Raw genomic sequence first — 22,239 nt, 5'->3', positions numbered from 1 at the left:
CAAAGGGCGCTTAGCCCCGTTCGCCGGAGGAATCAGTAAAACAGCGTATCGCTTTCGGGTTGAACTGTCTCTTCAGACGAACGCTGGTCCGGCGGAAGGGCTTCCACAGGCGTAGCCGTTTCGGGCGTGGCGGGAGCCTCGGCGACCGCGGGCGCAGCGGCTTCTTCTGCGGCGGGCGCCTCGACAGGCGCCGGCGCTTCGACGGGGGGCGGTTCGCTGTAAGGTTGTTCACAAGCGGCCAGCAAGCCGGTGGCGGCCAGCGCCGCGCCGATCATCAGACGATTCAACATGGATCGATTCATTCTTGATCCCCCTCTAGGGGCTGAAAACGTGGAGGGGCGGAGCCGGTTCCTCTGGTCGCGCCATTAAAGGGTCCAAGTGAACCTGGAATGAATCGCGTGCTGCGAAGCGTCTTGATTTCGCGATGGATGCGGTCCTCAGAGCCTTGTTTGTGCAGTGAAAAATTTCCTGAAATTTCCACTTGCCCGTCGCGAAGCTCATCCGTATGTTCCGCGCCTCTTCGCAAACGCGATGTGCGCCCCTAGCTCAGTTGGTTAGAGCATCTGACTTTTAATCAGAGGGTCCTCGGTTCGAGCCCGAGGGGGCGTACCATTTTCCCTAAAAACACGGCCTTATAGGCCAGCTGATTCACCTTCCAGATCGCAACTGGTGTTTTGGCGGCGAATGGGGCGGATAGCTATCGCCTTTGAGGCTGCTTCTTCGAGCAAGAATTCGATCGACCGTGTCCACCGGGAGAAGCTTGAGCTTCAGGCCAGATAAGACCATGGGCTAGCAGGGCTTCAGACGGATCGGGACCGTTCCGTATCATGGGCGAGAGGAAGCTGTAGACAGAAGCAGGCGCCGCTGGATCGATCAGCCAGCCAAGCTCGTCCGCCGTGGGCCAGAGCGATGCGGGATACGATCGATAGGCCCAAGCCTGCACCTTCGCCGTGGGGGTCGCCTCGCGAGAAGGGTTCGAACGCGCGAGCGGCGAATTCGGGCGCCACGCCATCGCCGTCGTCCAACACGTGTAAAACGTCTTGATCGTCGAACATGACGGTCGTCGTGGATCCGACGGGGGTATGCCGCAAGGTGTTTTCCAGCAGGTTGCGGATCGCAAGACCCACCAGGACATGGTCGCCCAAACAGGGAATGACTCGTTCGGGACGGATCATTTCGATTCGCCGTCCGCTTTGGACAAACTCCGCTGCCGTCTGGCTCGCCGTGGCCAGCGCGAGAGCCGCCAGATCGAATGGGTCGCTGCGCCGCTGCGGGTTGTGCTCGCCATCGGCCAGGATCAATAGCTGATTGATCGTCCGTGACAGCCGGTCGAACTCCGCAACCGCCTGTTTGCGCTCTTCCGGTCCCAATAGACTTTCGACCTGCGCTCTCAGCGCGGCGAGGGGAGTGCGGAGTTCATGAGCGGCGTTGGCGGAAAAGGAACGTTGGGATTTCCAAGCCTCTTCGAGCCGGTCCAGGGAGGCGTTGAAGGCGTGCACGAGGGGGGCGAGTTCGACAGGCGCCCGGGCCAAAGGCAGCCGTTCATTGAGATTGGCGGGGCCGATCCGCCTCGCCTGAAGAGACAGTTCTTTGATTGGAGCCAAAACTTTGCGGAGGACCAACCAGATGCCGGCCATCGAAATTAGAACAAAGACAGCTAAGGGGCGCCAAGCATCGTTGAGGCGAGCGAGCAAATAATCGGAGGCTAGCCGGTCCCGCAGGCTGAGCCCGTAGGCGGCGTTCTCGGGTATCAGAAGGCGTGTCACCAAATAGGCGAGCAGGGCGGCTCCAGCGATCGAGACCAGCAAGGTCTGCAGGATCGACCGTCTTTTCCAGAGCATCAGGGACGTTCCACCGTTGCGATGTAGCCGATGCCGCGCAACGAATCGATCGTCACGCCGCCCCCTATGGCGACGAGCCGCCGGCGAACACGGTGGATCAAGATGTGAAGCGAGTTTTCGCTGTAATGGCCCTCAAGCGGATGAAGCGCGTCGCCGAGTTGCTCCTTGGAAAACACACGCTCGGGCCGCCGGAAGAACCGCTCAACCACTATGCTTTCAGCCCGAGACAGCTTTAGCTGGCCCGTGCGGCCGGAAAGCGTCTGGGCTCCGGGGACGTAAGTCACAGGTCCGAGTGTCAGGATGGGGTCGAGCAGGGTTTCCGGACGTCGGCCAAGCGCGCGAAGTCGTGCGATCAACTCATTGATCGCGAAAGGTTTGACGAGGTAATCGTCAGCTCCACGGTCCAGTCCGCGTACACGCTCGTCTATTTCGCCCAGGGCCGTCAGCACGAGAACTGCAGTCGTCAGCCCGCTTTGGCGCGCACGCGACAAGAGATCCAGTCCATTGTCCTGGCCGAGCATCAGATCAAGGACGACGACATCATGTTCGGTTGAGCGCCACGCGATCCATCCATCGTCCGCATTGTGGAAGACATCGACCGTGAAGCCGGAAGCAGTCAGTGACCGCGCCGTGCTGCGAGCAAGAAGCACGTTGTCTTCAATAAGGAGAATACGCATTGAACGCCTGTGTGTCTGGCGCGAAACGCCGACTTCGCGTCGTGTCGCCGCGGGCCAAGTCGAGCCTATCCGGCTTTTCCTTGCTGGTCTCCATTCTCACGACCAAGGCTTTCACCAGTCTTTCATGGCGATGGCCTCGTTGCGATTTGCGAGTCCGCCGTGCCCATCATCCTGAAAGCTTGGCGGAAGAAACGCTCAGCAGGGTGGCGATCTCGCTAGACGGAGACGCCAGCCATGTTTTCCCCGATCCCCGCACGTACCGCCCGTCGGGCAGGTTCAATAACGGCCAAATTGCTGACTGCGGTCCTTCCACTTGCCGCCGCCGCCTGCCAGTCGTCTCCCATAGGTCACTCAGGGTTCCTATCCAGCTACGAGGGACTGGCGGATAGGACGGCGGGCATAGACGGCCCCCAGTCAATTCGAGACGACGTTCTTTCTGATGAAATTTCAATCGTCTATATACTTCCTAGCGTTCTTGATCTGGAGGAAGAGAGTGGGATTGCGCTCGAAGACTTGACGCGGGTGCGCAATGAGGTGGATCGCCAGATCTGCTATGAAGTCAGCGAGCGGTTTGACCTGGCGCCTGAACCTGTAGCCGGCGTCGGCCTGATCCGCAGCGTAATTACCAGGGTGGAACCGACGAGCCGGGTGGGATCGGCAGTCAGCGCCGTAGCCGGCTTCTTTATCCCAGTGCCTGTCGTGCAATTTCGAGTGCCGTCGGCGACCGGTGGGCTTGCCGTCGAAGCGGAATTAATGACGTCGGACGGTCAGCAGGCCGCCGCGATAATCTGGTCGCGTTCGGTCGAAGTCGTCAGCAGAACGGATCCCTCGCTTTCACCTGTAGGTGATGCGCTTCAACTCGCGGAGCCTTTGGGCGACGCTGTGGGGGACGCCTTTGCATCAGATGCGAGGAAGGTGAGGTCGATCCCGGAGCCGGATCCCTGCGCCCGTTTCGGCCCCCGCCGCGATGTCCAGCGGTTCATCGGCAGCCGTCTGGTCGGGGCGGCCACCGGTCTCTACGTTCCATCGGTGGCGGGGAGCGGAAGGCCGGTGAAGGGCGATGAGCAGTCGCCGCGATGAAGCGGACCGATCAGGCTGGTGACTTGGCCGTCTTCGTGAATCCGCCTTGGAAGACTTCATTGATTCTCAATGTCAGGCGGACGGCGGATTTCTCCGTTATCCGCCTGTTGGTCGAAGCCGGGGTAGGGGTGGCTGCTCATTTCAGATGCTGCCCGGCGCAAATGAATGGGTTGGTTGAAGAGCTTTGGGACAGCGGAGGACGTATCGTAGCGCTTCGGCAGGACGCCGAGGGGCGAGGCGCACACGCGTGGTTGTTGCATAGCGCCGAACAGATGCTTGGTCCTATCGATATTGTGCTCGATCTATGTGCTCATCCAGATGAAGGGCGCGACGGCCTTTCTTCTCTGGGCGGCGATGATGCCTGAAATCACTGTCGATGAAATTCGCGTTGGCTTGCAGTGCAGGCGTCGTACCGCGCCTGCGCTCGCTCGATTTCCTCGAAATTGGTCGAGGCCCATTGCGCCAATGCCCTAATGGCTGGCGCAAGCGCGAAACCTAGGTCTGTGCCGCGATATTCGACTCCGGGCGGCGAGCCGGGGATAATTTGCCGTGAGACAAGTCCGCTTCGTTCCAGCCGGCGCAGGGTCTGGGCCAGAGCCTTGGGCGTTACTGAGCCGACGCATCGTCGTAAAGCGTTGAACCGCAGAGGGCCATGGCAAAGCTGCACGAGGATCAGCAGGGTCCATTTTTCCGACAGATGCGCCATCAGGCTCCTTGCACCTTCCGATAGTTCCGGCGGAGGGCCCTCGTAGGGCGGCGGTATCGTCATGGCTACTATATGATCCATGGGTGCGTTCTTGTACGCTTAGTATACTGAATATAGCTGGTATCTCGTGTGTCGCTCAAAGGAAAAGCAAACATGAGAGCCATCGTTTCCAAAGGGGCGCAGGCCGAACTCATAGCCATGGACATCGCGCCGCCGACTGCCGGTTCCGGCGAGGTAGTCGTCGATGTGCGCGCGATTGGCGTTGGGCGCGTCGACCTGATCATGCGGCAGCTCATGCCTGCAGATTTTATCCCTGGGATCGAGGTTGCGGGTATCGTCACGTCTGTAGGGGCGGATGTGGATCCGCGATGGGGCGATCGACGCGTGTTCGCCCGGATGCAAGCGGGCGGCTATACTGAGCAGGTAGTCGTCAGCGAAGATGACATAGTCGCTTTGCCGGACGGCGTGGCCTTTGAATCCGCTGTGGCTTCGGGCGTTAATGCGCTGGTCGCTCGCTTTTGCATTGCGAAGGCGCAGTTGATTGCAGGCGAGACTGTTCTTGTGCGTGGAGCGCAGGGCGGCATCGGGCATCTGGTCGTTCAGATGGCGAGAATCCTTGGAGCTCAGGTAATTGAGGGCCGCAAAAATAGCCCGCCAGTTCCCGCTGATGTGGTGATAGATCTCGTCGCGGGTTCAGGCGCTCGCGCCTGCATTGAACAACTGAATGCAAATGGCCGCTATGTCATTGCCGGAATTTCCGCCGGCATGCCGCCTGCGGATTTCGCGGGTCCGCTCCTTACGGACTTCAGGCGCTCTCGGTCGCTCATGACCCTCAGCCTGGATAGCTATCCTCCTAGCGTTGTGAGCTACGCCGCAAAGGAGGTTTTCACCGATGTTGCGGCAGGAAAAATCATCCCGATCGTTGCTGAGACCATGTCGCTTAGCCAAGCCAATGCGGCGCATCGCTTGCTCGAAGCGGGCGGGATCGTCGGCAAGGTTGTCTTGTTGCCGGATCCACGCATGGTTCGATAATCTGTGAGTATCTGATGAGCGCTTGATGACGAGCTTTTCAGATCGACTGACTACCGACGTGGGCGTCGCCTTGACGTTGATTTCGGCCTGTTCGGCGACACTGGCGCCCCGCTAGCACCCCCTAAACGGGAACTAATGATCGCCATGACGCTTCGAATTTTAGTTGGAAAAATGGTGGACGCGACAGGGATTGAACCTGTGACCCCCTCGGTGTGAACGAGGTGCTCTCCCGCTGAGCTACGCGTCCGCCTGGAACGGGGCGGTCAGTGACTGCGCCGTCGGGAGGCGGGGACATAGCCCGGCGTTTGGGGCCATGCAAGCCCAAATGGACGATCAGGAAGAGAAACCGCCCGCGCGCAGGGCGCGCTCGATAACCTCTTCATCGCAAACGACATCGGCGTCGGTCGGCGGCGGCGCTGGGGTGGTCGGCGCTGCGTTGGCCGGTTCGTCGCCGCTCTCCAGGAAATGCTGCGAGAAGACGCGCATGACGTGGGCGACGCCGACCTCTCGGACGGATCGCAGGTCGGGTTCGAAATAGCTCCCGCGACTATGGGCGGACGTGATGATTTCGAAGGAGGGGAAATAGCTGACCGAAGGATTGCCCTGGGCGACCTCGCCGGCCGCGACGCGCAGCACCGCCTTGGAATAGGTGGTGGCGCTCAAGACGTGCTGGTCATCCTGGTGTGTGGCGATCAGGGGGACGGGTGAGACCGTCAGCACGATCCGGGCGTTTGGATTCACTCTGGTGATGCGGTCGCAGAAGGCCTGGAGATCCTCGCTGACGTCTCGGCATGTGAAGTTCACCTTCTCGTGCCGCCCAGGGTCAAAGCCGCCGCCGGCGGCGCCGGGCGCGGCGGCGAAGACGGCGCCGTCCTCAAGGCTGCGCCATGCTTCGGTGAGCCCCAAGGTGAAGACAATGACGTCCGCCTCGCTGAACATCCGGCGGACATGAGCGAGGTGGGCCTGCGCCGCATCCCGCACGGCTTGTGGCGAGACGAAGCCTGCGGGCTCGATCAGGGGGCGGAAGGGGTCCACGAAGGCCTCATCGCGCGTCCAGACGTCTTCGCTGGGTTGAAAGGCGTCGAAGGCCCGGTCGAACAACTGGACCGCCTGTCGGACCGTGTAGATGTTGCCGTATCTGGCGGAGAACACTCCATAGTGCCTGGCGGCGGCCTCTTCGGCCGACAGTTCGCGCGGCGCCGTTTCCGAGACGAAGTAGTGCAGGCCTGAGCGTTGCAGATGGCGGGCGATATGTTGAGCGAAGCAACTGCCCAGCGTCGCGACCTTCATGTCAGGCGTGATGCTGAACGGGCTTTCGACCATGGGATCGAGTTGCCCCGGTGGGGCCCAGGACACGGCGCGTGACCAGAAGCAGTGATCGGGCAGGCTGCGATAAGGATTGGTCATTGGAGGCTGACTCGTTCAGGCAGAACGCGATCGAACAACGCCCTGTCCATCCGAGAAACCTCCCACTCGGCGCTGTCGGCGCCCTTATAGGCCGCGTAGCTGGCGTCAACGAAGTCTGCGGGCGTGCGGAAAAACAGTCCGGCGCCGATTTTCCATAGATAGGCGCCACGCAAGCCGTAATGATCAGCAACGCCGGGATAGATCGGCCAGATGGTGTCCAGCGCCAGCGTGTCCTGGATGCTTCGCTCAATCGGCAGAGACAGTAGGCCCCTGTCGCCGGTGATCTTGCACGCGACCAGCTTGGCGAGGCGGGTCACGGCCGGGGCGGTCGGGTGATTGAACGCGTGCATGAAGGGCGACAGCTCCATCATGGCTGGAAAGAAGTCGTCAAACGCCAGGTCGCCGACGTCGAAAAGGGCCCTGAGGTTCGTGACGGCCTGCGCCAGCGGTCGACATAGCCGATCCGCGCAAAGGTTTCGGGCGTGAACAACTGGGTGCATTGCTGAGGGTTGACGCCGTTCTGATAGCACCAAAGAACGATGGCGGAGTGGTATTCAGAATCTCCGACGCCCTTGATGAGCGTTCCGGCGGCGTCTCGCGCATAGGCGATATCCGGGTGATAGGCGTCGAAGATGAGTCTCGGGATGCGGATCGTCTGGATATGGGCGCCCAAGTCGACGACGCTCTGATCGGTCACGCCCGTCACCCATATGTCGACATGGGCCAGGCGCTGACCGACCTCATGCGATGACATGTCGAGGAACGAGCGCATATGCGCGGTCTCGATCTCATAGTCGGGCAGAAGCGCCTTGAGAGAAAGAGCGATCCCCGCCGTCATACAGTTGCTGGAGACGAGGATGACGCCCGAATTCTTCATTACGACCAGTCTGCTAGAGGCAAGCGACGAACGCTGAGACGGCCGCAACCTAGCGACCGTCGCGTCGTCCGTCTAACTCCGGTCTGATCAGATTCCCGCCGCCCGCGCGCCTTCCGGAGTTTCATCCTCCGGATCGCCGGGCAGCCAGGCGACGTGGCCGTTGTAGATGTCCTCGTTCAAGAGGCCTTCCTCTTTGGCGACCAGGACGGGCACGACCATCTGGCCGGTGACGTTGGTGGCGGTGCGCATCATGTCGATGATGCGGTCGATGGCGATGATGTAGCCCACGCCTTCCAGCGGCAGGCCCGCCGTCGACAGCGTCAGGGTCAGCATGACGATGCTGGTCCCCGGCACGCCCGCCGTGCCCAGCGACCCCCAGCACGGCCGTCAGGCCGATCAGGATGTACTGCGTCAGCGTCAGGTCGATCTGGAAATACTGGGCGATGAAGATCGAGGCGATGGCCGGATAGATGGCGCCGCACCCGTCCATCTTCACATTGGCGCCCAGCGGCACGGCGAAGGCGGCGTAGGCCTGGGGCACGCCCAGCCGCTCGACTGTCTGGCGCAGGGTGACGGGCAGGGCGCCCAGCGACGACGAGGTGGCGAAGGCCGTCTGCATGGCTGCAGCTCCGCCTCGGAAGAAGCTGACGACCTTCAGCCCGTGCAGCTTCAGCAGGCCCGAATAGACGACGAAGATGTGGAACAGGCAGGCCGCATAAATGGCGAAGATGAACTTGCCCAACGGCAGCAGCGCCTCCCAGCCATAGCCCCCGACGACCGAGCCGATCAGGCCGAACACCCCGAAAGGCGTCAGTTGGATCACCCAGCGGGTGATGCGGAACACCAGGGCCGCGCCTTCATCCACCAGCCTGCGCGCATTTTGCGCCCGGTCGCCCAGCGCCACCAGGGCCGCTCCCAGCAAGGCCGAGAAGAAGATAATCTGCAGCACCTTGCCTTCGGCCAGGGAGGCGAAGGGGTTGGTCGGCACGACGCCTAGCAGAACCTGCAGGGGCGAAGGAATCTCGCGCGCCTTCACCTCGCCCAGCGGCAGGTCGGACAGGCCGACGCCCGGATTGATGATGTGGCCGAACGCGAAACCCACCAGCACGGCCAGCAGGGAGGTGATGGCGAACCAGACGATCGTTCGCACCCCCAGCCGCACCGCGCCGACCCCTTCGCCCAGCTTGGCGATAGAACTGGCGATGGTGAACAGCACCAGCGGCGCCACCACCATGCGGATCAGGTTCAGATAGACGTCGCCGATCGGCTGCAGCCAGACCGGCGCCTGCTCGCGCAGGATCAGACCGGCGATGATGCCCAGGACGAACCCGGCGGCGGTGCGCTGCCACAAGGGAATGGCGAAGAAGCGACGAAGCATGACGACCCTGGGAGGAGGAACGGGTCGATCTATGTGTTTCGCAGGCGCAAAGACCGCAACAGCCGCAGGGGCGGTTGAGGGGTAGAAGTTCTAATGCCGCCTTTAGTTTTCCTTCTCCCCTTGTGGGGGAAGGCGGCCCGTCAGGGCCGGATGAGGGGCCTCTCGGCATAGACTGACGAGCGATGATTTGCGGGTCGGCGCAACCCCTCATCCGTCAGGCTCCGCCTGCCACCTTTTCCCACAAGGGGAGAAGGATTCAGCGCATCACCTCGGCCAGCGCCTCTTCAAACCCGTCGTAGTGGTTGATCATCACGTCGCCGCCCAGTTCCGCGTGCGGCACGTCGTTGTAGCCGAAGCTGACGGCGATGCAGGGCACGCCCGCATCCTTGGCCGCCTTGGTGTCCGTGGTGCTGTCGCCGACCATGACGCAGCGCGCCGGGTCGCCGCCCGCCTTCTGCACCGCTTCGATGATGTGGGCGCCGCTGGGCTTGCGGGCCGAGACCGCATCCGGTCCGGCGATGAAGGCGAAATGGCGCGTCAGCTCCAGCGCCTCGATCAGCGCCACCGACAGGTCGGTGCGCTTGTTGGTCGCCACGCACAGGGTCGCGCCTCGCGCGCTCAGCCGGTCCAGCGCGGCGACGCAGCCGTCGAACGGGCGGCTCTCATCGGCGATGTGGGCCAGGTAGTGTTCGATGAAGCGCTCGAACAGGCCGGGGGCGTGGGCCTCGTCCCAGGCGGCGCCCGCTTCCATGAAACCGTGGCGCAGCATGGCCATGGCGCCGTGCCCCACGAGATGCCGGGTCGAGGACATGGGCACGGGCGGCAGCTCATACTCCGCCAGCATCCGGTTCAGCGTGCCGATCAGATCCGGCGCCGAATCCACCAGGGTGCCGTCCAGGTCGAAGGCGATGGTCCAGCCTTCCAGGTCGCGCTCAATGCTCACTCATCTGTCTCCCGGCTCGCGAAGACCCCGGCAATGGGCTAGATCGCAGGCAACGACAAGCCGCCGGATCGATTCATGACCGCACCTCATCCCCAGACTCATCCGAGGGCCGCCATCATCCTCGCCGCCGGCCAGGGCACGCGCATGAAGTCGCCCCTGCCCAAGGTGCTGCACCCGGTCGGCGCGCGCGCCATGCTGGACCACGCCATCGATGCGGCCGAGGCTCTGGGCTGCGAACGCATCGTCGTCGTGGTCGGCGCCCACTCGCCGGAAGTCCGCGCTCACGTTGAAAAGCGCCTCGGCGCCGACAGCATCGCCGTTCAGGATCCGCCGCTGGGCACCGGCCACGCCGTGCGCGCCGCCGAGGCCGTGCTGGGCGACTTCGTCGGCCATGTGGTCGTCACCTATGGCGACGTGCCGTTGCTGAAGGCCGCCGACATCGAGCCGGTCTTCGCTGACGCCCATGAAGGCGTCACCGTCATCGGCTTCGAGGCCCGCGATCCCGGCGCCTACGGCCGCCTGATCCTTGACGGCGACAGTCTGCTGGCCATCACCGAGGCCAAGGAGGCGTCAGCGGACGTGCTGGCGATCACCGCCTGCAACTCGGGCGTCATGGCGGCCCCGGTCGGCCTGCTGTTCGAGCTGTTGTCCGAGGTGACGAACGACAACGCCAAGGGCGAATACTATCTGACCGACGTGGTCGAGCTGGCGCGCAAGCGCGGCGCCCCGACCCGCGCCGTCTTCGCCGCCGAAGACTCTGTCATGGGCGTCAACGCGCAAGGCGAATTGGCCCAGGCCGAGGCCCTGTTCCAGAAGACCCAGCGCGAGCATTTCCTGGCGCAGGGCGTGACCATGAGCGCCCCCGACACCGTCCACTTCGCTTGGGACACCGACATCGGCGCGGGCACGACCATCGAACCCTTCGTCGTCTTCGGCCCCGGCGCCAAGGTGGCTGAGGGCGCGCGCATCCGCAGCTTCAGCCATATCGAGGGCGCCAAGGTCGCGACGGGCGCCGAGGTCGGCCCCTACGCCCGCCTGCGCCCCGGCGCGGACCTGGGCGAAGGCGTCAAGATCGGCAACTTCGTCGAGGTCAAGAACGTCCGCATGGACGCCGGCGCCAAGGCCAACCATCTGGCCTATCTCGGCGACGGCGAGGTGGGGGCGAAGGCCAACATCGGCGCGGGCACGATCTTCTGCAACTACGACGGCTTCTTCAAACACCGCACCACGGTGGGCGAGGGGGCCTTCGTCGGCTCGAACTCCTCGCTGGTCGCTCCCGTGACCATCGGCGCGGGCGCCATGGTCGGCTCCGGCTCGGTGGTGACGAAGGATGTCGCGCCCGGCGATCTGGCGCTCGGCCGCGCGGAACAGACAATGAAATCCGGTTGGGCGGCCCGGTTTATGGCTGCCATGCGCGCAAAGAAGGCGGCGAAATCCCAATGAGCGACCTGCAGAAAAAGAACGCCGGCGAAGCCGCCGCCGCCTACGTCGAGGCCGGGATGGTCGTCGGCCTGGGCACCGGCTCCACCGCCGCCTGGTTCGTCAAGGCGCTGGCCGCCCGCAACCTGCCGGACCTGCGCTGCGTCCCGACGTCCGAGCGCACCGCCGATCTGGCGCGCGAACTGGGCCTGACCCTGTCGACGCTGGAAGACACGCCGCGCATCGACCTGACCGTCGACGGCGCTGACGAGATCGGCCCTGGCCTCGCCCTCATCAAGGGCGGCGGCGCGGCCCTGCTGCGCGAAAAGCTGGTGTGGGAGGCGTCCGCCCGCTGCATCTGCATCGCCGACGCGGCCAAGGTGGTTCCGGCGCTGGGAACCTTCCCCCTGCCGATCGAGGTCGTCGCCTTCGGCCACAAGACGACCGCCAACCGCATCGCCGACGTCCTGGCCGATCATGACATCGGCTCGCCCGCCCGCGTGCGCGAGGCCGAGCGCGGCCTGATCCGCACCGACGGCGGCAACCTGATCTACGACGCGGCCTGCAAGCTGATCGCGGACCCGGCCCGCCTCGCCGCCGATTTGAAAAGCCTGACCGGCGTGGTCGAGCATGGCCTGTTCCTCGACCTGACCGACCTGGCCGTCATCGGCACGGACGAAGGGTTCGAGACGATCAATCCCTGATCCAGCCCCCTTCATCCCGGCGAAGGCCGGGGTGAGCGAAGAGTGGGGCGTCGCCTTGCCCCCTCGCGCCCCGGCGCCTAAGTCGGGTCAGCGCTGCGGTTCGGCCGCGCGGATTTCAGACGATTCAGACGAATTGGACTCATCTTTTCGGGTCCATTCCCGGAGAGCCCGATGGCCCAATACGACTACGACCTCTTTGTCATCGGCGCCGGTTCGGGCGGGGTGCGGGCGGCGCGGCTGACGGCGCTGGGCGGCAAGAAGGTCGCCATCGCGGAAGAGTATCGCGTCGGCGGCACCTGCGTCGTGCGCGGCTGCGTGCCCAAGAAGTTCATGGTCATGGCCTCCGAGGTCAGCCACGCGCTGGAGATCGCCGAGGGCTACGGCTGGTCCTTCGACAATGCGAAGTTCGACTGGCCGACCTTCCTGCAGGCCAAGGACGTCGAGATCGCCCGCCTGTCGGGCATCTACGCCGCCAACCTGGCCAAGGCGGGCGTCGATCTGGTCCATGGCCGCGCCATCCTGAAGGACGCCCATACCGTCGAGATCGTCGGAAAAGGCCAGACCATCACCGCCGAGAAAATCCTGATCGCCACCGGCGGCCGCCCGTGGAAGCCGGAAGGCCTGACGGGCGTCGAACACGCCATCACCTCGGAAGAGGCCTTCCACCTGCCGGAACTGCCTAAGCGCATCCTGATCGCAGGCGGCGGCTATATCGCGGTGGAGTTCGCGGGCATCTTTGCAGGCCTCGGCGTCGAAACGACCCTGATCTATCGCGGCCCTAACATCCTGCGCGGCTTCGACGACGACGTGCGCGCCCATCTGGCGGGCGAGATCCAGAAGCGCGGCGTCAAGGTCATCCTGGGCTGCCAGCATTCCTCCATCGAGAAGACCGAGACCGGCCTGGTCAACCACCTCGAAAACGGCATGAAGATCGAAACCGATGTGGTCATGTTCGCCACCGGCCGCGTTCCTCACGTCAAGGATCTGGGCCTCGAGACCGCCGGGGTCGAACTGAACGACGACGGCGCCGTCAAGGTCGACCAGTATTCCCAGACCACGGCCGCCAACATCTGGGCCATCGGCGACGTCACCGACCGGATGAACCTGACCCCCGTCGCCATCCGCGAGGGCGTGGCCTTCCACGAGACGGTCTACCGGAACAATCCGCAGAGCTTCGACTATGAAGCCGTCGCCACCGCCGTCTTCAGCCAGCCGCCGGTCGGCACCGTCGGCCTGACCGAGGCCGAGGCCCGCCACGCCTGTCCGGGTGAGGTGGACGTCTACGTCACCCGCTTCCGGCCGATGAAATACGCCTTCACCGGCTCGGACGAACGGGTGCTGATGAAGCTGGTGGTGGATGGGGAGACCCAGCGCGTCGTTGGCTGCCACATCGTCGGCCCCGACAGCCCCGAGATGATCCAGTTGGCCGCCATCGCCGTGAAGGCGGGCCTGACCAAGGCCCAGTGGGACGCGACCTGCGCCGTCCACCCGACCATGGCCGAGGAGCTTGTCACCCTGAAAGAGAAGCAGACCCCGGCCTCCATGTCCGCCGGTTGATCGCACGCCGGGGCGGCTTGCCAGCCGTCCCGTCTGCGCGCCTTATGCCGCCCGAAGGCCCCGACCGGGGCAGCAAGAGATCAAGGAGTTCATCATGAAGCCGCATCTGCTCGCCGCCGCCGTCGTCGCCGCCATCCTCAGCGCCGCGCCCGCCCTGGCCCAGAACGCCGCCGCGCCCGCCTATCGGGCCGCCGTCGCCGACACCTTGCGCCCGGCCGATGAAGTGGCCCGCGACCCCTTGCGTCATCCGGCCGAGATGCTGGCCTTCGCCCAGGTCAAGCCGGGCTGGCGCATCGCCGACATCCGTCCCGGCGCGGGCTATTTCAGCCGCCTGTTTTCGCGGGTCGTAGGCGAGGGCGGCCATGTCTACGCCTTCGTGCCCAACCGCACGGCCGAGCGCGAGAACCCGCGCGCCGACGCCCTGGTCGCCGCCTATCCCAACATCAGCCGCGTCAACGGCGACCTGGACGCCATGAGCTTCGATGCGCCGCTGGACCTGGTCTTCATGAGCCAGGAATATCACGACTTCCACATTCCCCGTTTCGGCGTGGACGTGGCCAAGATGAACGCGGACATCTTCAAGGCGCTGAAGCCCGGCGGCCTCTATGTCGTCATCGACCACCAGGCCGCGCCCGGCGCCGCCAACACCGTGGTCGAAAGCCTGCACCGCATCGAGGGCGCCCAGCTCCGCAAGGAGGTCGAGGCCGCCGGTTTCGTCTTCGACGGAGAGAGCACAGCCGTCGCCAACCCGGCCGACGACCACAGCCTGAACGTCTTCGACGAGGCGATCCGGGGCAAGACGGATCAGTTCGTCTACCGCTTCCGCAAACCGAACTGAGGCGTCTCGTCTCAAATTGGTGACTGGCGAAGCGGGACGGGCGGCGCTAACCCTCGGCCAAAATCCATAAGGGAAACGCACAGATGACTCGCATCGCCTTCATCGGCCTGGGCAACATGGGCGGCGGCATGGCCGCCAATCAGGCCAAGGCCGGGCATGACGTGGCCGCCTTCGACCTGTCGCCTGCCGCGCTGGAGCGCGCCGCCGAGGCCGGGTGCCGCACCGTCGCCTCGGTCGCCGAGGCCGTGAAGGACGCCGAGGTGGTCATCACCATGCTGCCCGCCGGCCCGCATGTCCTCGGCGTCTATTCGGAGCAGATCATCGGCGTGGCCCCGGCCAGCGCCCTGCTGCTGGACTGCTCGACCATCGACGTGGAGACGGCGCGCAAGGTCGCGGGCCTGGCCAAGGAGGCGGGCTACGCCTTCGCCGACGCTCCCGTTTCGGGCGGCACCGCCGCCGCTGACGCCGGCACCCTGGCCTTCATGGTCGGCTGCGACGAGGCCGACTTCGCCCGCGTCGAACCGGCGCTGGACCCCATGAGCCGCATCACCATCCGCGCGGGCGACCACGGCGCGGGTCAGGCGGCCAAGATCTGCAACAACATGCTGCTGGGCATTTCGATGATCGGCACGTGCGAGGCCATCGCCCTGGCCGAGAAGCTGGGTCTGGAGCCGGAACGCTTCTTCGAGATCGCCTCCAAGTCCTCGGGCCAGTGCTGGAGCGTTAGCAACTACTACCCCTGGCCGGGGCCAGTGCCGACCGCCCCGTCGAACCGCGAGTATGAAGGCGGTTTCGCGAGCGCCATGATGCTGAAGGATCTGAAACTGGCCCAGGACGCCGCCGCCAAGGCGGGCGCCACGACGCCGCTGGGCGCCCAGGCCGAGGCCCTCTACGCCCTGTTCAACGGCCTCGGCTACGGCGGCAAGGACTTCTCCGCCATGGTGCAGATGCTGCGCGGCCGCATCGACACCCTGGCTTGATGCAGGCGTTGATGAAGCTGAGAACCGTTATCAATTAAGGGGTTGGGACGTTTTGTCCGGCTCCTGACATGGACAAGACAGGGCGGCGCGCGCAATTAGGCCGCGAAAGCTGCATAAGCGAAAGAAGCGCCGCCTTGTTCGACTATAAGTCCGCCTTTCAGAACTCTGTGGATCAGGTCCGCAGTGAAGGTCGCTATCGCGTCTTCGCCGATCTGAAGCGGGTGCGCGGCCAGTTTCCTCGTGCGGTTCGTCGTCGCGAGGACGGCGCCCAGCAGGACGTCGTCGTCTGGTGCTCCAACGACTACCTGGGCATGGGCCAGCACCCGGTGGTGATCGACGCCATGCAGGCCGAGATCGAAAAGACCGGCGCCGGGGCAGGGGGAACGCGCAACATCTCGGGCACCACGCGTTCGGCCGTGGATCTGGAAGCCGAGCTGGCCAGCTGGCACCAGAAGGAAGCGGCCCTGCTGTTCACCTCGGGCTATGTGGCCAATGAGGCGACGCTGTCGACCCTGCAGAAGATCCTGCCGGGTCTGATCATCTTCTCCGACGCCCTGAACCACGCCTCCATGATCGCGGGCATCCGCAACGGCGGCGGCGAGCGTCATATCTTCCGCCACAACGATCTCGAACACCTCGAGGAACTGCTGGCGGCGGCGCCTGCCGCTGCGCCCAAGCTGGTCGCTTTTGAGAGCGTCTATTCGATGGACGGCGACATCGCCGACATCGCCGGCACCATCGCCCTGGCCAAGAAATACGGCGCCCTGACCTATCTGGACGAGGTTCACGCCGTGGGCCTGTACGGCGAAACCGGCGCGGGCGTGGCCGAGCGTGACGGCGTGCTGGACGGCATCGACATCGTTGAATGCACCTTGGGCAAGGCCATCGGCGTCATGGGCGGCTACATCGCCGCCGATGCGGTGATCGTGGACGCCGTGCGCAGCTGGGCCTCGGGCTTCATCTTCACCACCAGCCTGCCGCCCGCTCTGACCGCCGGGGCTCTGGCCTCGGTGCGCCATCTGAAAGCGCACCCTGAACTGCGCGACGCCCATCAGGAGCGCGCCGCCACCCTGAAGCGCCGTCTGTCTGAGGCGGGCATTCCCGTCCTGCCCAGCGTCAGCCATATCGTGCCGGTTCACGTCGGCAACCCGGTGCACTGCAAGCTGATCTCGGACATGCTGCTGGAAGAGCACGGGATCTACGTCCAGCCGATCAACTATCCGACCGTGCCCAAGGGGACCGAGCGTCTGCGCTTCACCCCTTCGCCCGACCATGACGACGCCATGATCGACAAGCTGGTCGAGGCGATGGACAAGCTCTGGTCTCACTGCAACGTGGCGCGTCAACCGGCCGCCGCATGACGCACGACGCTGAACTCGGCGAAGTCATCGTCGAGTTCGTCCGCAACGGCCCCTATGTGAAATGCTCGGCGATCCACGTGGCCACTGGCCGCGAGGTCAGCGCCATGGGGCCGGTCAACGAGCCGAAGTCCGTCGAACGGGTCGCCCTGGCCAAGTTGAAGCGCGCCTTGACCCGGATGTGAGCGTTGCTGCCGTTTTCTGACAGCAGGAAGCGGTATCCTCTTGATATGAAGGAGGAGCCCCACATGACCCTGACCGCCGTCTGCCACTGCGGAGCCGTGAAGATCGAGGCGCCGGACCTGCCCAAGCAGGCCGCATCCTGCAACTGCACGTGGTGCCATCGGACCGGTGCGGTCTGGGGCTACTACAGTCCGGATGAACTGACGATCACCGCGACAGGGCCGGTGGGCGACTATGCTCCCAACGGCATGAACCACCATCACTTCTGTGCGACCTGCGGCGGCAACACCCACGGCTTCTCGCCGGACTGGGGTTCTGTCTACAACGCCGACGGGACGCCGAAAGAGGGGCATCAGCCCGGCTCCATGCCCTCGACGCGCATCGCGGCGGTCAATCTGCGCATGGCGCCCGACCTGGACTTGTCCTCGATCAAGATCGAGCAGATGGACGGCCGCAACAACTGGTAGGCGATTTTCGCCGCCGTCCGCGATGACGTGGGCGGCGGCCTCGCATCCCCCTAGATGTTGTGGTGTTCGGCGGCGCGGCCTAGAAGGGAGCGCCGTTTCCGCCTTCAGCCTTCGGGATGCCTGCCTGTGACCGCCTTCACCCACGACTCCTACTTCTCCAAGAGCCTCGCCGACGCCGATCCGGCGATCTTCAAGGGCATCCAGGGCGAGCTTGGCCGCCAGAAGGAGCAGATCGAGCTGATCGCTTCCGAGAACATCGTCTCCCAGGCGGTGCTGGACGCGCAGGGCTCGGTCCTGACCAACAAATACGCCGAGGGCTATCCGGGTCGTCGCTACTACGGCGGCTGCGAGTTCGTCGACATCACCGAAGACCTGGCCCGTGAGCGCGCCAAGGAGCTGTTCGGCGCCGCCTTCGTCAACGTCCAGCCCCACTCGGGCGCCCAGGCCAACCAGGCGGTCTTCTTCTCCCTGCTGCAGCCGGGCGACACCTTCCTGGGCATGGATCTGGCCTGCGGCGGACACCTGACCCACGGCTCGCCCGCCAACCAGTCGGGCAAGTGGTTCCGTCCCGTCACCTACAAGGTGAACGAAGACGACCATCTGATTGATTACGATCACGTCGCTGAGATGGCCCAGAAGGAGAAGCCCAAGCTGATCCTGGCCGGCGCCTCGGCCTACAGCCGCCACATCGACTTCAAGCGCTTCCGCGAGATCGCTGACAGCGTCGGCGCCTATCTGATGGTCGACATGGCCCACTACGCCGGTCTGATCGCCGGCGGCGTTTATCCCGACCCGATCCCGCACGCTCACGTCGTCACCACCACGACGCACAAGACCCTGCGCGGTCCGCGCGGCGGCATGATCCTGTCCAACGACCTGGATCTGGGCAAGAAGATCAACTCGGCGGTCTTCCCCGGCCTGCAGGGCGGCCCGCTGGAGCACGTTATCGCCGCCAAGGCTGTGGCCTTCGGCGAGGCGCTGAAGCCCGAGTTCAAGCTCTACGCCCAGCAGGTCGTCAAGAACGCCCAGGCCCTGGCCGCCGTTCTGGTCGATCGCGGCCTGGCCATCGTCTCGGGCGGCACCGACAGCCACCTGATGCTGGTCGATCTGCGTCCCAAGGGCGTGACCGGCAAGGCGACCGAGCATGAGCTCGAGAAGGCCCTGATGACCTGCAACAAGAACGGCGTGCCGTTCGACACCGCGCCCTTCACCGTCACCTCGGGCGTTCGCCTGGGCACGCCGGCGGGCACCACGCGCGGCTTCGGCGAGGAAGAGTTCAAGCAGATCGGTCACTGGATCGCCGATGTCGTCTCGTCGATGAACGGCGGCGATGAAGCCGATCCGGCCGTCGTCGCGGGCGTGGCGGCTCAGGTGCGCGAACTGACCGCGCGCTTCCCGATCTATCGCTAAGAGGCCCCTCGGATGAAGTGCCCCTTCTGCGGAAACGCCGACACCCAGGTGAAGGACAGCCGCCCGTCTGACGACGGCGCGGCCATCCGGCGCCGTCGGTCCTGCCCGCAGTGCAACGGGCGCTTCACCACCTTCGAGCGGGTGCAGCTGCGCGAACTGGTCATCCTGAAACGGAACGGCCGCCGCACCCCCTTCGACCGCGACAAGCTGGAACGCTCGCTGGGCATCGCGCTTCGCAAGCGCCCGGTCCAGCCCGATCAGGTCGAGCTGCTGGTCAGCCGCATCGTGCGCCAGCTGGAAAGCCTGGGCGAGACCGAGATTCCGTCGCACATCGTCGGCGACTTCATCATGAAGGCGCTGAAGTCGGTCGATGAAGTGGCCTATGTCCGCTACGCCTCGGTCTACAAGGACTTCCGCCACACCAGCGACTTCGCCAAATTCCTCGGCGACGAGGGCTTCGACGAGACCAAGTCCGGCCAGGACTGATGCGCCCGCGCGTCACCCTGAAGCTGGCCACGTCGCTGGACGCCCGCATCGCCACGGCCACGGGCGAAAGCCAGTGGATCACCGGGCCGGAGGCGCGCCTTCAGGGCCACCGCCTGCGCGCGACGCATGACGCCATCCTGGTCGGCGTCGAGACGGTGCTGGCCGACGATCCCGAACTGACCGTCCGTCTTCCTGACTTCGCCGGGACGCATCCGCTGCGCGTGGTTCTCGACAGCCGCCTGCGGACCCCCGCGACGGCCAAGGTCGCATCCGGCAACACCCTGATCTTCACAACAGCCCAACCCCATCCCATCGGCCAGGCCGAGGTCGTCGCCGTCGCCCCCAATGACGGCCGTCCCGCTATTTCCGCCGTCCTCGACGCGCTCGCCACCCGCAATATCGGCTCCATCCTGATCGAAGGCGGGGGCCGCGTCGCCGCCTCCTTCATCCAGGCGGGGGCGGTCGACGCTATCGAGTGGTTCCGCGCCCCAATCCTGCTGGGCGGGGAAGGGCGGCCCTGCATCGCCTCCCTGGCGCTTGCAAAGCTGGCCCACGCCCCCAAGTTCCGTCGTCTGGGCGTCGAGCCTGTCGGAGACGATCAGTGGGAGCGCTACGCCCGCGCCTGACGCCTCCTCAGGCGCGATTTCAGACGAATTAGACTAATTAGACTCTGTTTTTTGGGTCCGAAGGGACCGGAGCTTTCATGTTCACCGGCATCGTCACCGACATCGGCCGCGTCCGCAGCGTCCGTGAAACCAACCGCGACCGTCGCTATGAGGTCGAGACCGTGTGGGACACGGCGACCATCGACCTGGGCGCCTCCATCAGCCACGCGGGCTGCTGCCTGACCGTTACGGAGAAGGGGGAGGGCTGGTTCGCCGTCGAGGTCTCGGGCGAGACCCTGTCCAAGACCAAGCTGGGCGACTGGACCGAGAACACCCGCGTCAACCTGGAGCGCGCGGCGAAACTCGGCGACGAACTGGGCGGTCACATCGTCTCGGGTCACGTCGACGGTCTGGGCGAGGTCGTGTCCATCACCCCCGAGGGCGGATCGCACCGCATCGTTATCGAGGCGCCGGCGCCCCTGCACAGATTCATCGCCCCAAAGGGCTCAATCACGGTCGATGGGGTTTCCCTGACGGTGAATGGGGTGCATGAGCGCCGCTTCGACGTGAACATCATCCCGCACACGTGGGATGCGACCACCCTCGGCGGCCTGAAGGTCGGCGAAAAGGTCAATCTGGAGATCGACATGCTGGCGCGTTACCTCGCGCGGTGGCAGGAGACCGCATGATGAAACTGGCCGTCCACAACACCGACAGCCCGATCAGCTCGATCGAGGACATTATCGAGGACGCCCGCAACGGCCGCCCCTACATCCTGGTGGACGCCGAGGACCGCGAGAACGAGGGCGACATCGTCATTCCGGCCCAGTTCGCCACGCCGGACCAGATCAACTTCATGATCCGCTATGCGCGCGGCCTGGTCTGCCTGGCCATGACGGCCGAGCGCGCCAAGCAACTGCGCCTGCCGCCGATGGCCGCCGAGAACCGCGAGAGCATGGGTACGGCCTTCACCATCTCGATTGAGGCCAAGGAAGGCGTCACGACCGGCATCTCGGCCGCCGATCGCGCCCATACGGTCCAGGTGGCGGCCGATCCGTCGCGCACCGCCGACGACATTGTTTCGCCGGGCCACATCTTCCCCCTGGTCGCGCGCGACGGCGGCGTCCTGGTTCGCACCGGCCACACCGAGGCGGCCGTCGACATCAGCCGCATGGCCGGCCTGATCCCGGCCGGGGTGATCTGCGAGATCATCAAGGACGACGGCGAGATGGCGCGGATGCCCGACCTGATCGCCTTCGCTCAGCTTCACGGGCTGAAGATCGGCACCATCGCCGACCTGATCGCCTATCGCCGCCGCACCGAGCGCTTTGTCGAGCGCGTGATGGAGACGCCGTTCGAAAGCGTCCACGGCGGCGCGTTCAAGCTGATCCTGTACCGCAACACCATCGAGGGCGCGGAGCATGTCGCCCTGGTGCGCGGCGACATCGATCCGACCAAGCCGACCGTCGTGCGGATGCACCAGGTCGACTTCGCCGCCGATCTGCTGGGCCATGTCGAGGCCCGCCAGGACTATATTCCGAAGGCGATGCAGGCGCTGGCGGCCCAGGACGGGCCGGGCGTCGTCGTCTTCCTGCGCGATCCCGACCTGCATGGTCTGGCCGAGCGGCTGGGCGGCGTCGCCAAGCCCGCCGCCGTGGATCGTTCGCTGAAAGCCTATGGCGTCGGGGCGCAGATTCTGCTCGACCTCGGCATCAAAGACATGATCGTGATGAGTTCGACGCGACCCAATCCGACGGCGCTGGAAGGCTACGGCCTGCGCATCGTCGGCTGGCGCGACATGGACGGAGAAGACCAATCTTGAACGACCCCACTCGCGTCCTCATCGTCGAGGCGCGCTTCTACGACGAACTGGCCGACGCCCTTCTGGAAGGGGCGAAGGACGCCCTGCGCGCGCAAGGCGTTCAGTATGACGTCGTGACCGTGCCCGGCGCCCTGGAAGTGCCGACCGTGATCGCCATGGCCGAAGAGGCCGGACGCTATCCGACCGCGCCGCGCTATGACGGCTATGTCGCCCTGGGCTGCATCATCCGCGGCGAGACCTATCATTTCGAGATCGTCTCGGATCAGTCGGCGGCGGGCATCACCCAACTGGGCCTCAAGGGCCTGGCCATCGGCAACGGCATCCTGACGACCGAGGACGAGGACCAGGCCTGGGCCCGAGCCCGTCTCAGCGAAGGCGACAAGGGCGGCTTTGCGGCCCGCGCCTGCCTGGACCTGATTGCCATCCGCAAGCGTCTGCGCGGAGGACTGGCTTCGTGAGCGAACCGACC

At 65.0% G+C, this 22,239-nt stretch carries 26 protein-coding genes, 2 tRNA genes and 1 pseudogene; 18 read left to right on the top strand and 11 right to left on the bottom strand.

What is annotated here, in order from left to right; all coding sequences use genetic code 11:
• Positions 1-32 precede the first annotated feature (32 nt).
• Positions 33-290, bottom strand: a complete 258-nt coding sequence (locus FGL25_RS08555) for a hypothetical protein (RefSeq protein ID WP_232463964.1) — start codon at positions 288-290, stop codon at positions 33-35.
• A gap of 245 nt (positions 291-535) precedes the next feature.
• Here FGL25_RS08555 and FGL25_RS08550 point away from each other — a divergent pair.
• Positions 536-612 (top strand) — tRNA-Lys (locus FGL25_RS08550).
• A 188-nt stretch (positions 613-800) separates the two neighbouring features.
• On the opposite strand, the gene FGL25_RS08545 is transcribed toward FGL25_RS08550, so the two are convergent.
• Together FGL25_RS08545 and FGL25_RS08540 are read right to left on the bottom strand one after the other, a co-directional pair.
• Entirely contained in the window at positions 801-1,841 is a 1,041-nt protein-coding gene (locus FGL25_RS08545) for a sensor histidine kinase (RefSeq protein ID WP_046653475.1), read from the bottom strand.
• Positions 1,841-2,518, bottom strand: coding sequence for a response regulator transcription factor (locus FGL25_RS08540; protein ID WP_076223171.1), 678 nt, complete (start codon positions 2,516-2,518; stop codon positions 1,841-1,843). The genes FGL25_RS08545 and FGL25_RS08540 overlap by 1 nt, the downstream gene beginning before the upstream one ends.
• Positions 2,519-2,752: 234 nt before the next feature.
• Here FGL25_RS08540 and FGL25_RS08535 point away from each other — a divergent pair, with 234 nt between their 5' ends.
• Positions 2,753-3,598: a DUF3313 family protein gene (locus FGL25_RS08535; protein ID WP_138141468.1), complete on the top strand. Its 846-nt coding sequence runs from the start codon at positions 2,753-2,755 to the stop codon at positions 3,596-3,598.
• Entirely contained in the window at positions 3,595-3,963 is a 369-nt protein-coding gene (locus FGL25_RS08530) for a hypothetical protein (RefSeq protein WP_128719974.1), read from the top strand. The genes FGL25_RS08535 and FGL25_RS08530 overlap by 4 nt, the downstream gene beginning before the upstream one ends.
• 2 nt (positions 3,964-3,965) lie before the next feature.
• On the opposite strand, the gene FGL25_RS08525 is transcribed toward FGL25_RS08530, so the two are convergent.
• Positions 3,966-4,304, bottom strand: coding sequence for a winged helix-turn-helix transcriptional regulator (locus FGL25_RS08525; protein ID WP_197733815.1), 339 nt, complete (start codon positions 4,302-4,304; stop codon positions 3,966-3,968).
• Between the two features lie 153 nt (positions 4,305-4,457).
• On the opposite strand from FGL25_RS08525, the gene FGL25_RS08520 reads away from it, so the two are divergent.
• Positions 4,458-5,336: a quinone oxidoreductase family protein gene (locus tag FGL25_RS08520; protein WP_128719975.1), complete on the top strand. Its 879-nt coding sequence runs from the start codon at positions 4,458-4,460 to the stop codon at positions 5,334-5,336.
• 172 nt (positions 5,337-5,508) lie between these two features.
• Here the strand turns inward: FGL25_RS08520 and FGL25_RS08515 are convergent.
• The 7 genes and pseudogenes from FGL25_RS08515 to FGL25_RS08490 form a co-directional block, all read right to left on the bottom strand.
• A tRNA-Val gene (locus FGL25_RS08515) sits at positions 5,509-5,583 on the bottom strand.
• An 86-nt stretch (positions 5,584-5,669) separates the two neighbouring features.
• Positions 5,670-6,743 carry a GSCFA domain-containing protein gene (locus FGL25_RS08510; protein ID WP_138141467.1) on the bottom strand — a complete coding sequence of 358 codons (1,074 nt, stop codon included), beginning with the start codon at positions 6,741-6,743 and terminating at the stop codon, positions 5,670-5,672.
• Positions 6,740-7,114 (bottom strand): hypothetical protein, encoded by a 375-nt coding sequence (locus FGL25_RS08505; RefSeq protein WP_138141466.1) that lies wholly within the window; start codon positions 7,112-7,114, stop codon positions 6,740-6,742. The genes FGL25_RS08510 and FGL25_RS08505 overlap by 4 nt, the downstream gene beginning before the upstream one ends.
• A complete protein-coding gene (locus FGL25_RS08500; RefSeq protein WP_167493320.1) occupies positions 7,111-7,668 on the bottom strand; it encodes a WcbI family polysaccharide biosynthesis putative acetyltransferase in 558 nt (185 codons plus the stop codon). The genes FGL25_RS08505 and FGL25_RS08500 overlap by 4 nt, the downstream gene beginning before the upstream one ends.
• Positions 7,669-7,707: 39 nt before the next feature.
• Positions 7,708-7,953, bottom strand: a complete 246-nt coding sequence (locus tag FGL25_RS17485) for a cation:dicarboxylate symporter family transporter (RefSeq protein WP_252970099.1) — start codon at positions 7,951-7,953, stop codon at positions 7,708-7,710.
• Positions 7,954-8,053: 100 nt separating this feature from the next.
• Positions 8,054-8,998: pseudogene (locus tag FGL25_RS08495) on the bottom strand (dicarboxylate/amino acid:cation symporter); the annotation flags it as partial.
• Positions 8,999-9,254: 256 nt separating this feature from the next.
• Positions 9,255-9,941, bottom strand: a complete 687-nt coding sequence (locus tag FGL25_RS08490) for an HAD-IA family hydrolase (protein ID WP_138141464.1) — start codon at positions 9,939-9,941, stop codon at positions 9,255-9,257.
• Positions 9,942-10,016: 75 nt separating this feature from the next.
• Between FGL25_RS08490 and glmU the strand changes: the two genes are divergently transcribed.
• The 14 genes from glmU to ribH all read left to right on the top strand — a co-directional run bounded on the left by glmU (position 10,017) and on the right by ribH (position 22,228).
• Positions 10,017-11,384 (top strand): bifunctional UDP-N-acetylglucosamine diphosphorylase/glucosamine-1-phosphate N-acetyltransferase GlmU, encoded by a 1,368-nt coding sequence (gene glmU, locus FGL25_RS08485; RefSeq protein ID WP_138141463.1) that lies wholly within the window; start codon positions 10,017-10,019, stop codon positions 11,382-11,384.
• Positions 11,381-12,064: a ribose-5-phosphate isomerase RpiA gene (rpiA, locus tag FGL25_RS08480; protein ID WP_138141462.1), complete on the top strand. Its 684-nt coding sequence runs from the start codon at positions 11,381-11,383 to the stop codon at positions 12,062-12,064. The genes glmU and rpiA overlap by 4 nt, the downstream gene beginning before the upstream one ends.
• Before the next feature lie 171 nt (positions 12,065-12,235).
• Positions 12,236-13,621 carry a glutathione-disulfide reductase gene (gene gor / locus FGL25_RS08475; RefSeq protein ID WP_046653465.1) on the top strand — a complete coding sequence of 462 codons (1,386 nt, stop codon included), beginning with the start codon at positions 12,236-12,238 and terminating at the stop codon, positions 13,619-13,621.
• Between the two features lie 94 nt (positions 13,622-13,715).
• Positions 13,716-14,459 (top strand): class I SAM-dependent methyltransferase, encoded by a 744-nt coding sequence (locus FGL25_RS08470; RefSeq protein WP_197733814.1) that lies wholly within the window; start codon positions 13,716-13,718, stop codon positions 14,457-14,459.
• Between the two features lie 83 nt (positions 14,460-14,542).
• Positions 14,543-15,439, top strand: coding sequence for a 3-hydroxyisobutyrate dehydrogenase (gene mmsB, locus FGL25_RS08465; RefSeq protein ID WP_138141461.1), 897 nt, complete (start codon positions 14,543-14,545; stop codon positions 15,437-15,439).
• A 134-nt stretch (positions 15,440-15,573) separates the two neighbouring features.
• Positions 15,574-16,800, top strand: a complete 1,227-nt coding sequence (gene hemA, locus FGL25_RS08460) for a 5-aminolevulinate synthase (protein ID WP_128719981.1) — start codon at positions 15,574-15,576, stop codon at positions 16,798-16,800.
• Positions 16,797-16,982: a DUF6898 family protein gene (locus FGL25_RS08455; RefSeq protein WP_088411627.1), complete on the top strand. Its 186-nt coding sequence runs from the start codon at positions 16,797-16,799 to the stop codon at positions 16,980-16,982. Before hemA ends, FGL25_RS08455 begins: the two co-directional genes overlap by 4 nt.
• Positions 16,983-17,045: 63 nt before the next feature.
• A complete protein-coding gene (locus FGL25_RS08450; protein ID WP_138141460.1) occupies positions 17,046-17,447 on the top strand; it encodes a GFA family protein in 402 nt (133 codons plus the stop codon).
• 126 nt (positions 17,448-17,573) lie between these two features.
• Positions 17,574-18,857: a serine hydroxymethyltransferase gene (gene glyA, locus FGL25_RS08445; RefSeq protein ID WP_128719983.1), complete on the top strand. Its 1,284-nt coding sequence runs from the start codon at positions 17,574-17,576 to the stop codon at positions 18,855-18,857.
• A 12-nt stretch (positions 18,858-18,869) separates the two neighbouring features.
• Positions 18,870-19,343, top strand: coding sequence for a transcriptional regulator NrdR (gene nrdR / locus FGL25_RS08440; RefSeq protein ID WP_003164743.1), 474 nt, complete (start codon positions 18,870-18,872; stop codon positions 19,341-19,343).
• On the top strand, positions 19,343-19,969 hold the full coding sequence (locus tag FGL25_RS08435) for a RibD family protein (RefSeq protein WP_138141459.1): 627 nt from the start codon (positions 19,343-19,345) through the stop codon (positions 19,967-19,969). The genes nrdR and FGL25_RS08435 overlap by 1 nt, the downstream gene beginning before the upstream one ends.
• Before the next feature lie 77 nt (positions 19,970-20,046).
• Complete coding sequence (locus FGL25_RS08430; protein ID WP_046653458.1) at positions 20,047-20,637, top strand: riboflavin synthase; 591 nt, start codon at positions 20,047-20,049, stop codon at positions 20,635-20,637.
• Complete coding sequence (ribB, locus tag FGL25_RS08425) at positions 20,634-21,770, top strand: 3,4-dihydroxy-2-butanone-4-phosphate synthase (RefSeq protein ID WP_138141458.1); 1,137 nt, start codon at positions 20,634-20,636, stop codon at positions 21,768-21,770. Before FGL25_RS08430 ends, ribB begins: the two co-directional genes overlap by 4 nt.
• Positions 21,767-22,228 (top strand): 6,7-dimethyl-8-ribityllumazine synthase, encoded by a 462-nt coding sequence (gene ribH / locus FGL25_RS08420; protein ID WP_040345280.1) that lies wholly within the window; start codon positions 21,767-21,769, stop codon positions 22,226-22,228. The genes ribB and ribH overlap by 4 nt, the downstream gene beginning before the upstream one ends.
• The last annotated feature ends 11 nt before the right edge of the window (positions 22,229-22,239 follow it).

This window comes from Brevundimonas vancanneytii (genome assembly GCF_901421975.1).
GTDB classification, from domain to species: domain Bacteria; phylum Pseudomonadota; class Alphaproteobacteria; order Caulobacterales; family Caulobacteraceae; genus Brevundimonas; species Brevundimonas diminuta.
This window is presented reverse-complemented; position numbering and strand designations above follow the sequence as displayed.

Coding starts and splice junctions, on each gene's coding strand:
- FGL25_RS08455 (WP_088411627.1), top strand. CDS start 16,797: ATGACGCACGACGCTGAACTCGGCGAAGTCATCGTCGAGTTCGTCCGC.
- FGL25_RS08505 (WP_138141466.1), bottom strand. CDS start 7,114: ATGATGGAGCTGTCGCCCTTCATGCACGCGTTCAATCACCCGACCGCC.
- rpiA (WP_138141462.1), top strand. CDS start 11,381: ATGAGCGACCTGCAGAAAAAGAACGCCGGCGAAGCCGCCGCCGCCTAC.
- glmU (WP_138141463.1), top strand. CDS start 10,017: ATGACCGCACCTCATCCCCAGACTCATCCGAGGGCCGCCATCATCCTC.
- FGL25_RS08435 (WP_138141459.1), top strand. CDS start 19,343: ATGCGCCCGCGCGTCACCCTGAAGCTGGCCACGTCGCTGGACGCCCGC.
- nrdR (WP_003164743.1), top strand. CDS start 18,870: ATGAAGTGCCCCTTCTGCGGAAACGCCGACACCCAGGTGAAGGACAGC.
- FGL25_RS08535 (WP_138141468.1), top strand. CDS start 2,753: ATGTTTTCCCCGATCCCCGCACGTACCGCCCGTCGGGCAGGTTCAATA.
- FGL25_RS08555 (WP_232463964.1), bottom strand. CDS start 290: ATGTTGAATCGTCTGATGATCGGCGCGGCGCTGGCCGCCACCGGCTTG.
- FGL25_RS08525 (WP_197733815.1), bottom strand. CDS start 4,304: ATGGCGCATCTGTCGGAAAAATGGACCCTGCTGATCCTCGTGCAGCTT.
- FGL25_RS08470 (WP_197733814.1), top strand. CDS start 13,716: ATGAAGCCGCATCTGCTCGCCGCCGCCGTCGTCGCCGCCATCCTCAGC.
- FGL25_RS08510 (WP_138141467.1), bottom strand. CDS start 6,743: ATGACCAATCCTTATCGCAGCCTGCCCGATCACTGCTTCTGGTCACGC.
- ribB (WP_138141458.1), top strand. CDS start 20,634: ATGATGAAACTGGCCGTCCACAACACCGACAGCCCGATCAGCTCGATC.
- FGL25_RS08520 (WP_128719975.1), top strand. CDS start 4,458: ATGAGAGCCATCGTTTCCAAAGGGGCGCAGGCCGAACTCATAGCCATG.
- FGL25_RS08450 (WP_138141460.1), top strand. CDS start 17,046: ATGACCCTGACCGCCGTCTGCCACTGCGGAGCCGTGAAGATCGAGGCG.
- gor (WP_046653465.1), top strand. CDS start 12,236: ATGGCCCAATACGACTACGACCTCTTTGTCATCGGCGCCGGTTCGGGC.
- FGL25_RS08540 (WP_076223171.1), bottom strand. CDS start 2,518: ATGCGTATTCTCCTTATTGAAGACAACGTGCTTCTTGCTCGCAGCACG.
- FGL25_RS08545 (WP_046653475.1), bottom strand. CDS start 1,841: ATGCTCTGGAAAAGACGGTCGATCCTGCAGACCTTGCTGGTCTCGATC.
- FGL25_RS08430 (WP_046653458.1), top strand. CDS start 20,047: ATGTTCACCGGCATCGTCACCGACATCGGCCGCGTCCGCAGCGTCCGT.
- mmsB (WP_138141461.1), top strand. CDS start 14,543: ATGACTCGCATCGCCTTCATCGGCCTGGGCAACATGGGCGGCGGCATG.
- FGL25_RS17485 (WP_252970099.1), bottom strand. CDS start 7,953: ATGCTGACCCTGACGCTGTCGACGGCGGGCCTGCCGCTGGAAGGCGTG.
- FGL25_RS08530 (WP_128719974.1), top strand. CDS start 3,595: ATGAAGCGGACCGATCAGGCTGGTGACTTGGCCGTCTTCGTGAATCCG.